Genomic DNA, 12,133 nt, shown 5'->3' with positions numbered 1-12,133 from the left:
CGACGCCGAAAGCAATGCGCCAGGCGACAAGACGCGTCCTTCCGCCGTCAAGCAAACGCGCGAACTATAGTTCGACTTAGCCTTTCTGCGGCCTCAGCGGCCGAAGTTCTCGGCCAGCGCCATCATCGCCGCCCGCTCCGGCGTCGAATATTCATCCAGGGCCAGTTCGTCGCCGTCACGGATCGCCCTCAGCAAATCCGGCGACAAGGCCGAGGACAGGGACCAGTTCCAGTAGCGCAGCACGGTCTGGGCGCGATCGACGGCCAGCATCTCATAGGTGACCTGGACGCGATCCCAATCCGGATGAACCCGGCCGTCGGCCGTCGTCTCGGGACGCCTGACCGAACGCCACAGGTTTTGCAGATCGACGCGCGACATGCCGGTCGCCTTGCACAGAATCGCCAGGGGTTCCCCGCCCACGTCGCCCATGATCTTGGCCCCGGTCAGGGGCTTGATCCCGGCCAGGTAGGCGACCTCGGCCGCCACTTCACGGCTCAGGCCATCGCGAGCGGCCACGGTCACGGCATGCTCGAGGCTGTCGTAGGGGCTCTTGTCTATGGCGGCGCGGTTGCGCTGGCGGCGCTCGATGAACTGCAGCGCCTTGCGCGACACCGGGTCCTGCCACCCTTCTTCGGCAGCCATGGCGAAGACGTCCTCGACCACCTCCTGCATGACTTCCCGGCTCACGGCGAAGCGCTGCAGGATGGTTTTCCGGTCCTCCGCCGGAGCCCACCAGAACATCACATAGGCGCCCGACGGCCGCAGCTCGGGGCGTCTCAACAGATGGCCGCACAGGACCGGCATCTGTCGGCTCAGGCCCACGATATGCTCGACCCCGCTCTGCGACAGGCGAGCCGTGCTGTTCCTCAGAAGGCATTCGATCACATGCTGCTCGTCGAACGACATCAGGGTCTCGGTGACCACCTCGGTCAGACCTCGACGGCTGGCCATCAGGAAGCGATGCTCCGGCCCGGTGTCGCGAGCGCAGGCGACCAGGTCCGCGTCCGACAGGGAGGCGCACTGTTCCAGCAGCAAGCCTGCGATGGCCGGCTCGTCACGCAGCAGCATCCGCGCCAGACTGTTTGGAAGTTCGGCCAGGGGCGCCAGCCGCTGGGCCACCCGCTGACGCTCGCGCGGCGCCGCCAGTCGCAGCATCTCGACCAGCAGATCGCCCGTCACTGACCGCTCGAACGCGTTGACCCGGCTGCCCGGCAGCGACACGACGTCGGCCAGCCGCTTCAGCAACGCATGGCGCGCGCGGAACGCGGGCTGCGAGGCCTCTTCAGGGGGGACGAGCGCCGGATCGGACATGATGCCGCCAAGGTAACGGCGCTTGGGTTAACCGCCGGTGACGGCCGCGACCAGGTCGGTCTGGGCGAAATCGTCGCCCTTGTAGAGCAACGGAGCGTCCATCGACTTCGCCAAAGCATAGGCGGCGCAGTCCCCCAGATTCAGCCGCGCCGCGTGAAACCCCTTGCCGAAACGACCGTAGGCGTCGGACGCCAGTTGGGCCTGCACGTCGTCCAAAGGCACGATCCGAACGTTGCGAAGCGACAACAAACGACGGACCAGCGGAACGAGGTCCTCCGTCGTGCGTCCCCGAACCACGGTCTCGGCTTCTAGAACCGACACTGCGGAAATGGAGCAAGAGACAGGGCCGCTCAAAACAGAGTCAAACGCGCCGGCCTCGGGCTCACCGAACAAGATCGCCACCACCGCCGACGCGTCCACCGCGATCACTCGCTGTCGTCCCAAAGCCGGTCGTTATGTTCCTTGAGCGAATGCGTATGGCGAACCGGCGCGGATGCGATCTGGGCCTGCATCGCCTTGATTTCCCGAGCGGCGTCTCTGTCCCTGGCGGCTTTCGCACTCCGCAATTCCACGACACGCAGTTCCAGGGTTTCGCGCAACGCCTCTGTGATCCCCTGGTGTGTCAGAGCGGCGACCTCGCGGGCCAGTTCGTCAGTGCGGCGATCTTTGATGTTCAGCGCCATGGTCTTCCCTCGATCACCGAGGAAGATAACACACGTTAGGAAGACTCTCCATTGTCGTCTTCCTCAGAGCCCCTCGAACAGCGCCGTCGACAGATAGCGTTCAGCGAAGCTCGGGATGATCACGACGATCGTCTTGCCGGCGTTCTCGTCGAGCGCGGCCAGACGGAAGCCGGCGGTCAGGGCCGCGCCGGAGGATATGCCGACCGGAATGCCTTCGACCCTGGCGACCTTTCGGGCCATCTCGAAACTGTCCTCGTTGGAAACCTGTTCGACGGCGTCGATGACCGAGCGGTCCACGATCGTCGGAATGAAGCCCGCGCCGATGCCTTGAATCTTGTGCGGTCCCGGCTCGCCGCCCGACAGGACGGGCGAGGCGGTGGGCTCCACCGCGACCATCCGCACTGACGCCTTGCGGGCCTTCAGCGCCTGTCCGACGCCGGTGATCGTGCCCCCCGTGCCGACGCCCGCCACGACGATATCGACAGCGCCCGCCGTGTCGTTCCAGATTTCCTCGGCCGTCGTCGACTTGTGGATCGCCGGGTTGGCGGGGTTTTCGAACTGCGAGGGGCTGACGGCGCCCGGCGTGCGGTCCAGCAGTTCGGCGGCCATGGCGATGGCGCCCTTCATCCCCTTCTCGGCGGGGGTCAGGACCAGCTCCGCGCCCAGCAGGGCCAGCATCTTGCGGCGCTCGATCGACATCGATTCCGGCATGACCAGGATCAGGCGATACCCCTTCGCCGCCGCAACGAAGGCCAAGGCGATGCCCGTGTTGCCACTGGTCGGCTCGATCAGGACCGAGCCCGCCGAAATCTTGCCGGTTGCTTCCAGCCCCTCGATCATCGCCACGCCGATCCGGTCCTTGACCGAGGCGATGGGGTTGAAGAACTCCAGCTTGGCCAGAACCCGGGCCTTTGGCGAATATTCCGCCGACAGACGAGGCAGACCGACCAGGGGCGTATCGCCGATGGTATCGACGATCGAGGGATAGATCTTGCCGCGGCCTTGCGTGGATCGGGCGTTGGGGGCGGTGTCGGACATGGCAGGCTCCGGCTGGTCGCGTGAAAATGGGGGGGGCGGGATAGTACGTACAGTCGGGCTTAGCGACTGCGGTACGCAGGCTTCGAAAGGACATAGGGCCGTCTGCGCGTCGTACAAGCGTTTGGGCATGAACCCTTTCAAGCTCCACCGCGTTTGCGACGATTGGCGGCGGCTGAACGGACGCCCATGGGGGATGATCACTGTCTGACGCGACTTCCATCGACGGCCACGGTTCCGCCCCCGCCTTCCCCGGCGGCTCCGGAGAGATGGCCGAGCGCGTTCGCGGCCATGACTGGGCCTCCACGCCGCTCGGCCCCATCGCAGCCTGGCCCCAGAGCCTGCGGACGACGGTCTCGCTGCTGATTGCATCGCCCGTTCCGATCGTCCTGCTGTGGGGCGAGCACGGTGTGATGATCTACAACGACGCCTATTCCGTCTTCGCCGGGGGCCGCCACCCTCAGCTTCTCGGCTCCAATGTCCTCGAAGGCTGGCCAGAGGTCGCCGACTTCAACGCCAACGTCATGACGGTCGGCATGGCCGGCGGCACCCTGGCCTACCAGGACCAGGAGTTGACCCTGCATCGCTCCGGCCGGCCCGAGCAGGTCTGGATGGATCTGGACTACTGGCCCGTGCCGGACGAGAGCGGACGCCCCGGCGGCGTCATCGCGACCGTCGTCGAGACCACGGCCCGGATCGAGGCCGACCGGGCGCGAGCGGCCACCAACCAACGGCTTGAGCTGGCTCTTTCCGCCGGACGCGGCGTAGGCACCTGGGACTGGAACATCGGCTCCGATCAGGTCGTCGCCGACGCCCGGTTCGCCGAGATGTACGGCGTCGATCCCGCGCTCGCCCGCGCCGGCGCCCCCCTGTCCGACTTCTTCAAGGCCATGCATCCCGACGACACGACGCGTGTCGCGGAAGAGATTCGGCGCACGATCCAGAATCGCTCGCCATTCCGGTCCGAGTATCGGCTGATCGGCGACGACGACCAGATCCGCTGGGTGGCGGCCGAGGGGCGTATCGTCGTCGAACCGGACGGGACTTTGCGTTTCCCCGGCGTGACCTTCGACATCACTGAACGGCGCGAGACCGATGCGGCTCTGGCGGAGACCGAAATCCGCTACGACGCCCTGTTCGGCGCCACCTCGACCGGCTTCTGCATCGTCCAGATGAAGTTCGATGAGGTCCTGAAGCCGGTCGACTACATGATCGTCGAGGGCAACCCGGCCTTCGAGCAGATGACCGGCCTCCATGGCGTCAACGGCAAATGGGTGTCGGAGATCGCGCCGGGTCTGGAGCAGCACTGGTTCGACCTCTACGGCCGCGTCGCCCTGACGGGGGAGACGGCGCGGTTCGAGAACCCGGCCGACATCTTCGGACGCTGGTACGCGGTCGAGGCCCTGCGCATCGGCGATCCCGCCGCGCACCGGGTCGCCATCCTGTTCACCAACATCACGGACCGCAAACAGCAGGAAAGCCGACAGGGGGCTCTGATCGAGCTGAACGACACCCTGCGCGATCTGACCGACCCGGATGAAATCGCGGCGGCGTCCTCGGCCATTCTCGCCCGCGCCTTGAACGTCACCCGCGCCGGATACGGCGTCATGGATGTCGAGGCGGAGACGGTCGATATCGCTCGCGACTACAACGCGCCGGGCATGACCAGTATCGCCGGACGACTGAAGTTCCGCGACTTCGGCTCCTACATCGAGGACCTGGCGCGCGGCGAGACCGTCGTCGTCACAGACACCAGAACCGACCCCCGCACCCAGGAGACCGCCGAGGCCTTGGCGGGGATCGGCGTCGCCTCCTTCATCAACATGCCGTTGAAGGAACAGGGCGCAGTCGTCGCCATCGTGTTCGTCAACAATGTCGCGCCCCGCAACTGGTCGGACAGCGATATCGATCTGCTGAGCGAGGTCGCCGCCCGGGTTCGGATCGCGATCGAACGGGCCCGGACCCAGGAGGCTCTCCAGGCTCTCAATGCCACCCTCGAAGAGCGGGTGCTCGAACGCACCGCCGAACTCTCCCGCGCGCACGAAGCCCTGCGCCAGTCGCAGAAGATGGAGGCCGTCGGTCAGCTGACCGGAGGCATCGCCCACGACTTCAACAACCTGCTGGCCGGCATCTCCGGCTCGCTGGAGTTGCTGTCCAAGCGCCTGTCCGAAGGCCGTCTGAACGGGATGGAACGCTACATCGACGCCGCCCAGGGCTCGGCCCAGCGCGCAGCCTCCCTGACCCAGCGCCTCCTGGCCTTCTCCCGCCGCCAGACGCTGGACCCCAAACCGACCGACGTGAACCGCCTGATCAACGGCATGGAGGATCTGGTCCGCCGCTCCGTGGGGCCGGATATTGAGGTCGAGGTCGTCGGTGCCGGCGGTCTTTGGGCCACCAGGATCGACCAATCGCAGCTCGAGAACGCCCTGCTGAACCTGTGCATCAATGCTCGCGACGCCATGGCCCCGGACGGCGGTCGGCTGACGATCGAAACCTCGAACAAGTGGCTCGACGACCGCGCGGCCAAGGCCCGAGACCTGCCGTCCGGTCAGTACGTGTCCCTCTGCGTCACCGACACGGGCACGGGCATGCCGCCCGAGGTCCAGGCCCAGGCCTTCGACCCCTTCTTCACCACCAAGCCTTTGGGCCAAGGGACCGGTCTCGGCCTGTCCATGATCCACGGCTTCGTGCGCCAGTCGGGCGGTCAGGTGCGGATCTATTCCGAGATCGGCAAGGGCACGACCATGTGCCTTTACCTGCCGCGCTATCAGGGTGACGTGAACGGCGACGAGGATATCGGCGTCATCGCGGTCGCCGAGGGCGGCCACGGCGAGACCGTTCTGATCATCGACGACGAACAGACCGTCCGAATGCTCGTCGCCGAGGTCTTGGGCGACGCGGGCTATAACGTCATCGAGGCGCCGGACGGCCCCTCGGGCCTGGAGATTCTGCGCTCAGAGCGCCGCATCGATCTGCTGATCTCGGATGTGGGCCTGCCGGGCGGCATGAACGGGCGACAGGTCGCAGATGCCGCGCGAGTGTCACGACCCGATCTGAGGGTCCTCTTCATCACCGGCTATGCGGAAAATGCCGCCGTCGGCAACGGCTTGCTCGCGCCCGGAATGGAGGTCCTGACCAAGCCCTTCGTCATGGGCGACCTGGCCGCCAAGGTCCACGACATGATCGAAGGCTAGAACTCTTCCCACTGGTCGGACACCGCCGCCCGGCCACCGCCGGCGACCATCCGCAGCCGGCTCCGCTCGCGCACGGGAGCGGCAGCCGGAGCGGGAGCGACCGCGGCCCCCGTCGTGAACCGGGCGACCAGTTCCGCCAGTTGCTCGGCCTCCATCTTCAGGCTCGCTGCGGCCGCCGTCGATTCCTCGACCATGGCCGCGTTCTGCTGGGTCACCTGATCCATCTGGTTGACGGCGGTGTTCACCTGCTGAAGCCCGGTCGCCTGTTCCTGGGACGAGGCGGCGATCTCGGTGATCAGCCCGTCGATATCGGCGACGCGATCGACGATGGCCTGCAAGGTCGAGCCGGTCTGATCCACCAGCCGGACGCCGGCGGCGACCTGAGCGGTCGATGAGGTGATCAGGGACTTGATCTCCTTGGCCGCCTCCGCCGAACGCTGAGCCAGGGCGCGGACCTCGGAGGCCACGACCGCGAAGCCGCGACCGAACTCGCCCGCGCGCGCCGCCTCGACCCCGGCGTTCAGGGCCAGCAGGTTGGTCTGGAAGGCTATCTCGTCGATCACGCCTATGATGTCGCCGATCAGGGCGGAGCTCTTCTGGATATCGCCCATGGCGGCCACGGCGCCGCGCACGACTTCACTCGAACGCTCGGCTTCCTCGCGAGCCCCGGCGGCGGCTTCGGCGGCTCGACGCGCGCCCTCCGAACTGCGGCGCACCGTGGCGGTGATTTCGTCCAGGGCCGCCGCGGTCTCTTCCAGGCTGGCGGCCTGCTGCTCGGTGCGTCGCGACAGGTCGTCGGACGCGCCGGAGATTTCATCGGACCCGCCGCGCAATCCCGAGACCGCCAGACCGACCTGGCCAATCGCGTCTTGCAGGCTTTCCACCGCCTTGTTGTAGTCCGTCTTGATGCGGCCGTTCGGGTCATTGGGTTCGATCATGACCGAGGTGGTCAGGTCGCCACCTGACAGGCTCGAAAGACTGGCGGCCAGGGCGTCGACGAGGGCGGTCTGAATGCGCTGCGCCTCTACGCGCTCGGTCTCGCTCCGCGCCGCCTGATGTTCGGCCTCGGTGATGTCGACGGCCAGTTTGATGACCCGAACCGGACGCCCGTCGGCGAAGACCGGATTGTACGAGGCCTGCAGCCAGATTTCACGACCGTCTTTCGTGATGCGGCGGAACTTTCCCGCCGCGAACCGGCCCTCGTTCAGTTCAGCCCAGAACCGGGCGTAATCCGGCGACGCCGCCTCCGCCGGGTTCATGAACAGGCGGTGATGGGCACCCCGGAGGTCCTCCATCCGATAGCCCATGGCGCCCAGGAAGTTGTCGTTCGCATCCAGGATGGTGCCGTCCAGGGCGAACTCGATCACCGCCTGCGATCGCCCGATCGCGGCCATCTTGCCCTCCAGTTCCTGAAGCGCCTGCGTCTGAATGCGGCTCTCGGCCCGCGACTGGTGTCCGAACATAGTCTTCGTCCCTGGGCCGCCTTGATGCGACCACCCTCGGTTGCGGATTAAACCCAAACACCGTTACCCAAATCCAAGTGAGTCGATAGGTAGAATTCCTTATGTCCGAACAGTCGTCATGCATTCGCCCCTCGAATGAGACCGCTAGGCTCAAGACGAAAATACTCGTTTTCAGACCGGAAACATTCATTTCACCAGGTCTAGTCAAGAAGCCCTATGACGACATCGGCCAAATCCCCTGCATCTAGCGAATACTGCATACGTTGCGAATGCTTCTCAGAGCAATGCCGCGACGTCGGCCACGGGTGCTCCGACGACCGTCTCGCACCTCGCCAGACGACACCGCCGAATTCAGCGCGACAGCACCGCGCGCGCGGGGTCGTGCCCGACGACTTCGCGGATCACGATCATGCTGCGGAACGCTCTCACCCCCTTCTCGGGGACCAGTTCGCGGCTGCCGAAGACCTCATACTCGGCCATCGACCTGACGGAGACGGTCAGCAGATAGTCGGTTTCGCCGGTGACGTCCCAGCAGCCCTGCACCTCGGGGCTCGTCTGCATCGCGTTCTGGAAGGCACCCATCACCTTGCGATCCTGGGTGTTCATCTCGACCAGGACATGCAGGACGATGCGCGGGTCGACCCGAGCCGGATCGACGATGGCCACGTCGGCGACGATCACCTTCTCGGCCCGCAGCCGACGCAGCCGACGCAGCACGGCGGATTCCGACAGACCCACGGCCTCCGCCGTCACCCGCGCCGGTTCCAGGGTATTGCGTCGAACACGATCGAGCAGCTTGTGATCGAAGGCATCGAGCGCAGCGAATTCCGTCATATGAGCGACCTCCGTGACGATTTCAGCCGAATCACAGCCTGAAATCGCCGGGAAGCGCAACCGCCGAACGGCTATCGTCTCCCGATGTCGATGATCGCTCCCCGCCGCACCCTGACCTCGCCCAGCCTCGCCATGGCGACGCCATATCTCGCCCTGTTCGTCGGCATGGTGTCCCTGGCGGTCGGTACCTCCTACGCCAAACAACTGTTCCCCGTGATCGGCGCAGAGGGGACCTCAACGCTGCGCGTCGGCCTCTCCGCCCTGGTGCTGGTCGCGATCTGGAGGCCGTGGCGGTTCCGGCTGACCCGCGCCGACGCCGGGCGGGTGCTGCTCTACGGCCTGGTGCTGGGCCTGATGAATCTCAGCTTCTACATGTCGCTGCGGACCATTCCGCTGGGCCTGGCCATCGCTATCGAGTTCTCGGGCCCGCTGGTCCTCGCCCTGATCCACGCCCGCCGAGTCATTCATTTCGTCTGGATCGGCTGTGCGGTCGCAGGCCTTGGTATGTTGCTGCCGATCTGGAGCGGCGCCCATGCCTTGGATCCCGTTGGTGTGGCCTTCGCCGCCGCCGCCGGTCTGTTCTGGGCCCTCTACATCGTCTTCGGCAAACGCCTGTCGCACATGCACGCAGGCCAGTCGGTGGCGCTGGGCATGAGCACGGCCGCCCTGGTCATCATCCCCTTCGGCGTGGCCACGGCGGGCGTGAACCTGCTGCTGCCGTCCGTCCTGATCATCGGTCTGTGCGTCGCCCTGGCCTCCAGCGCCCTGCCCTATTCGCTGGAGATGATCGCCCTGCGTCACATCCCCAAACGCACCTTCGGCGTCCTTCTGTCCGCAGAGCCTGCCATCGGCGCCGTCGCCGGCCTGGTCCTGCTGCACGAACAGCTCAACAGTCTGCAGTGGCTGGCCATCGCCTGCATCGTCATCGCCTCGGTCGGCGCCATCCTGACGACCGACCAGGACGAGGCGCCCGCCCCGGCCGATGCCCCGGTCCCCAATCCCAACTGACGCCGCGGGTTGCGTGCCGTTATATTATTACATATCAGGCCGCATGCCTGAGACCCCGCCTACCCGCCGCCGTATCGTCTCCATCGACGCCCTCCGGGGCTTCGTCATCCTGCTGATGATGGTCGACCATGTGCGCGAGACCTTCTTCATGCACGCCCAGGTCTCGGACCCCATGCCTCTGGACACCGAGACCTGGCTTTTCGTGTCGCGTCTTCTGGCCCATCTGTGCGCCCCGATCTTCATCGTCCTGACCGGCATTTCTGCCTGGCTGTACGGAGCGAAGAACGGCGGAGCGCGGGCGGCCTCCGGGTTCCTGTTCAAGCGCGGCCTGTTTCTGGTCTTCCTTGAAGTCACGGTCATCAGCCTGGCCTGGAGCTTCGATCCGACGCCGGATCGGTATTTCCTTCAGGTCATCTGGGCCATCGGCGTGTCGATGATCGCCCTGTCGGTCCTGCTTCACCTGCCGCGCCCCGTGCTGGCGGCGATCGGCCTGGTCATCATCTTCGGCCACAACCTGCTGGATCCGATCAGCGTCCAGCCGGGTCAATGGGCCTATATTCCCTGGGCCATTCTGCATGACCGGGGCCTGATCGACCTGCCATGGGGGGCGGACATCCGCACCTCCTATCCCCTGTTGCCGTGGATCGGCGTGATCGCCCTCGGCTATGCGGCTGGACCATGGTTCGAGGCGCAGACGACCGAGGCCGCGCGGACCCGGGCGCTGCTGGCCACGGGCGTCGGCGCGCTCGTTCTGTTCGCCGTCATCCGCACGTTCAACGGCTACGGCGAGCCCGTGCCGTGGCAGGTCGGCGAGACCTGGGTCCGCACCGTCCTGTCCTTCCTGAACGTGACCAAATACCCGCCGTCGCTCGACTTTCTCCTGGTGACCCTCGGCCTCGGCACCCTGCTGCTGGTCGCGCTGGAGCGAGCACCGGCCGTCCTGACCAATCTGCTGGCCGTATTCGGCGGTGCCCCCCTCTTCTTCTACATCCTCCACCTGTTCGTCCTCGGCATCGCCAACCGCCTCGGCCTCGCGATCTGGGGGCCCAATCAGGGCGACTATTTCAGCGTGGCGAACATGGGCTGGGTCTGGGTCGTCGCCCTGCTTTGCGCCGCTCTGCTGTGGGCGCCATGCAGGGCCTTTATCGCCCTGAAATCGCGCCGCCCGCACCCCATCCTGAGCTACCTCTGACGTCCGGGATTCATGGCGCGTTAACCACGATGCCGCATTCGTTAACGCGATGCAGAACCTCGTCTCCGCCGTCGAAGCGATCGATCCGCTGGTCGTCACCGGCAAGGTGGCGGGCGTCAGCGGCCTGCTGATCGAGGCGCGCGGCGGCCTGTCCCGCCTCGCCGTCGGCGCCCGCGCCGAAATCGGCCGCCGGGGCCAGACGCCCCTCCCCGCCGAAGTCGTCGGCTTCCGCGATTCCAAGGCTCTGCTGATGCCCTTCGGCCCGGTCGAGGGCGTGGCCCCCGGCGCCGACATCCACATCATCGGCGAACAGGCCAGCGTCCGCCCGACCAAGGCCTGGCTCGGCCGCATCATCGACGCCTTCGGTCAGCCCATCGACGGCAAGGGTCCCCTGCCGCAAGGACCCGCCCCCTACACCCTGCGCGCCTCTCCGCCCCCGGCCCATTCGCGCGGCCGGGTCGGCGAACGGCTCGATCTGGGCGTCCGCTCGATGGACGTCTTCACCACCACCTGCCGTGGCCAGCGCCTCGGCATCTTCGCGGGCTCGGGCGTCGGCAAGTCGGTCCTTCTGTCCATGCTGGCCAAACAGGCCACCTGCGACGTGGTCGTCGTCGGCCTGATCGGCGAACGGGGCCGTGAGGTCCGCGAGTTCATCGAGGAGACCCTGGGCGAAGAAGGCCTCCGCCGCGCTGTCGTCGTCGTCGCCACTTCCGACGAGCCGGCCCTGAAGCGCCGTCAGTCGGCCTACATGACCCTGGCCATCGCCGAATATTTCCGCGACCGGGACCTCGAAGTCCTGTGCCTGATGGACTCGGTCACCCGCTTCGCCATGGCCCAGCGCGAGATAGGCCTGGCCGCCGGCGAGCCGCCGACCACCAAGGGCTACACCCCCACCGTCTTCACCGAACTGCCCAAGCTTCTGGAGCGCGCAGGGCCGGGTCCCGTCCGCCCCGACGGCACCACGGCGGGCCCCATCACCGCCCTGTTCACCGTGCTGGTGGACGGCGGCGACCATGACGAGCCGATCGCCGACGCCGTGCGCGGTATCCTGGACGGCCACATCGTCATGGACCGCAAGATCGCCGAACGCGGCCGCTTCCCCGCCATCGACGTGCTGAAATCCGTCAGCCGCACCATGCCCGCCTGCCAGACCCCGCCCGAGCGCGAGCTGAACAAGCGCGCCCGCCAGTGCCTCAGCGCCTACGCCTCGATGGAAGAACTGATCAAGATCGGCGCCTATCGCGCGGGCGCCGACCCGATCACCGACCGGGCCATCGCCCTCAACCCCGCACTGGAGGCCTTCCTGGGTCAGGACAAGGACGACGCCACGCGTCTTTCCGATTCCTTTACCCGCCTGGAGGCAATCCTGAACCAGGGCATGGTGCAGTGATGCACGGCCAACGGAGTAAGTAC

10 protein-coding genes are annotated in these 12,133 nt (G+C 66.5%); 4 read left to right on the top strand and 6 right to left on the bottom strand.

Translation table 11 applies throughout. The features are described from left to right. Positions 1 to 93: 93 nt before the first annotated feature. The 4 genes from ACW171_RS15620 to cysK all read right to left on the bottom strand — a co-directional run bounded on the left by ACW171_RS15620 (position 94) and on the right by cysK (position 3,032). The gene (locus tag ACW171_RS15620; protein ID WP_492094582.1) at positions 94 to 1,311 is read right to left on the bottom strand and encodes a DUF2336 domain-containing protein; all 1,218 of its coding nucleotides are present in this window, start codon (positions 1,309 to 1,311) and stop codon (positions 94 to 96) included. A gap of 27 nt (positions 1,312 to 1,338) precedes the next feature. Further along, positions 1,339 to 1,740 carry a type II toxin-antitoxin system VapC family toxin gene (locus ACW171_RS15615; RefSeq protein WP_492094580.1) on the bottom strand — a complete coding sequence of 134 codons (402 nt, stop codon included), beginning with the start codon at positions 1,738 to 1,740 and terminating at the stop codon, positions 1,339 to 1,341. After that, positions 1,737 to 1,994, bottom strand: a complete 258-nt coding sequence (locus ACW171_RS15610) for a type II toxin-antitoxin system VapB family antitoxin (RefSeq protein ID WP_492094578.1) — start codon at positions 1,992 to 1,994, stop codon at positions 1,737 to 1,739. The genes ACW171_RS15615 and ACW171_RS15610 overlap by 4 nt, the downstream gene beginning before the upstream one ends. A 63-nt stretch (positions 1,995 to 2,057) precedes the next feature. Continuing rightward, entirely contained in the window at positions 2,058 to 3,032 is a 975-nt protein-coding gene (cysK, locus tag ACW171_RS15605; RefSeq protein WP_492094576.1) for a cysteine synthase A, read from the bottom strand. A 266-nt stretch (positions 3,033 to 3,298) separates the two neighbouring features. Here cysK and ACW171_RS15600 point away from each other — a divergent pair, with 266 nt between their 5' ends. Continuing rightward, a complete protein-coding gene (locus ACW171_RS15600; protein WP_492094574.1) occupies positions 3,299 to 6,223 on the top strand; it encodes an ATP-binding protein in 2,925 nt (974 codons plus the stop codon). Here the strand turns inward: ACW171_RS15600 and ACW171_RS15595 are convergent. Next, entirely contained in the window at positions 6,220 to 7,686 is a 1,467-nt protein-coding gene (locus ACW171_RS15595; RefSeq protein WP_492094572.1) for a methyl-accepting chemotaxis protein, read from the bottom strand. The two genes, ACW171_RS15600 and ACW171_RS15595, sit on opposite strands and share 4 nt — an antisense overlap. Positions 7,687 to 8,037: 351 nt before the next feature. Beyond that, the gene (locus tag ACW171_RS15590; protein ID WP_492094570.1) at positions 8,038 to 8,520 is read right to left on the bottom strand and encodes an Lrp/AsnC family transcriptional regulator; all 483 of its coding nucleotides are present in this window, start codon (positions 8,518 to 8,520) and stop codon (positions 8,038 to 8,040) included. Between the two features lie 84 nt (positions 8,521 to 8,604). On the opposite strand from ACW171_RS15590, the gene ACW171_RS15585 reads away from it, so the two are divergent. From ACW171_RS15585 to fliI, 3 genes are read left to right on the top strand one after another with little or no spacing between them, the layout of a single operon-like run. Further along, positions 8,605 to 9,528 carry an EamA family transporter gene (locus tag ACW171_RS15585; protein ID WP_492094568.1) on the top strand — a complete coding sequence of 308 codons (924 nt, stop codon included), beginning with the start codon at positions 8,605 to 8,607 and terminating at the stop codon, positions 9,526 to 9,528. A gap of 43 nt (positions 9,529 to 9,571) precedes the next feature. Further along, entirely contained in the window at positions 9,572 to 10,720 is a 1,149-nt protein-coding gene (locus ACW171_RS15580; protein WP_492094566.1) for an acetyltransferase domain-containing protein, read from the top strand. A gap of 49 nt (positions 10,721 to 10,769) precedes the next feature. Then, a complete protein-coding gene (gene fliI, locus ACW171_RS15575; RefSeq protein ID WP_492094564.1) occupies positions 10,770 to 12,110 on the top strand; it encodes a flagellar protein export ATPase FliI in 1,341 nt (446 codons plus the stop codon). The last annotated feature ends 23 nt before the right edge of the window (positions 12,111 to 12,133 follow it).

The organism is Brevundimonas sp. FV1ye28, assembly GCF_058681135.1.
The sequence above is the reverse complement of the archived record's forward strand: the minus strand, read 5'-3'. Positions and strand labels throughout refer to the sequence as shown.

Bases quoted from the DNA above. Each gene is read 5' to 3' on its own strand.
- ACW171_RS15620 (WP_492094582.1), bottom strand. From the start codon at position 1,311: ATGTCCGATCCGGCGCTCGTCCCCCCTGAAGAGGCCTCGCAGCCCGCG.
- ACW171_RS15590 (WP_492094570.1), bottom strand. From the start codon at position 8,520: ATGACGGAATTCGCTGCGCTCGATGCCTTCGATCACAAGCTGCTCGAT.
- ACW171_RS15610 (WP_492094578.1), bottom strand. From the start codon at position 1,994: ATGGCGCTGAACATCAAAGATCGCCGCACTGACGAACTGGCCCGCGAG.
- ACW171_RS15585 (WP_492094568.1), top strand. From the start codon at position 8,605: ATGTCGATGATCGCTCCCCGCCGCACCCTGACCTCGCCCAGCCTCGCC.
- fliI (WP_492094564.1), top strand. From the start codon at position 10,770: ATGCAGAACCTCGTCTCCGCCGTCGAAGCGATCGATCCGCTGGTCGTC.
- cysK (WP_492094576.1), bottom strand. From the start codon at position 3,032: ATGTCCGACACCGCCCCCAACGCCCGATCCACGCAAGGCCGCGGCAAG.
- ACW171_RS15600 (WP_492094574.1), top strand. From the start codon at position 3,299: ATGGCCGAGCGCGTTCGCGGCCATGACTGGGCCTCCACGCCGCTCGGC.
- ACW171_RS15580 (WP_492094566.1), top strand. From the start codon at position 9,572: ATGCCTGAGACCCCGCCTACCCGCCGCCGTATCGTCTCCATCGACGCC.
- ACW171_RS15595 (WP_492094572.1), bottom strand. From the start codon at position 7,686: ATGTTCGGACACCAGTCGCGGGCCGAGAGCCGCATTCAGACGCAGGCG.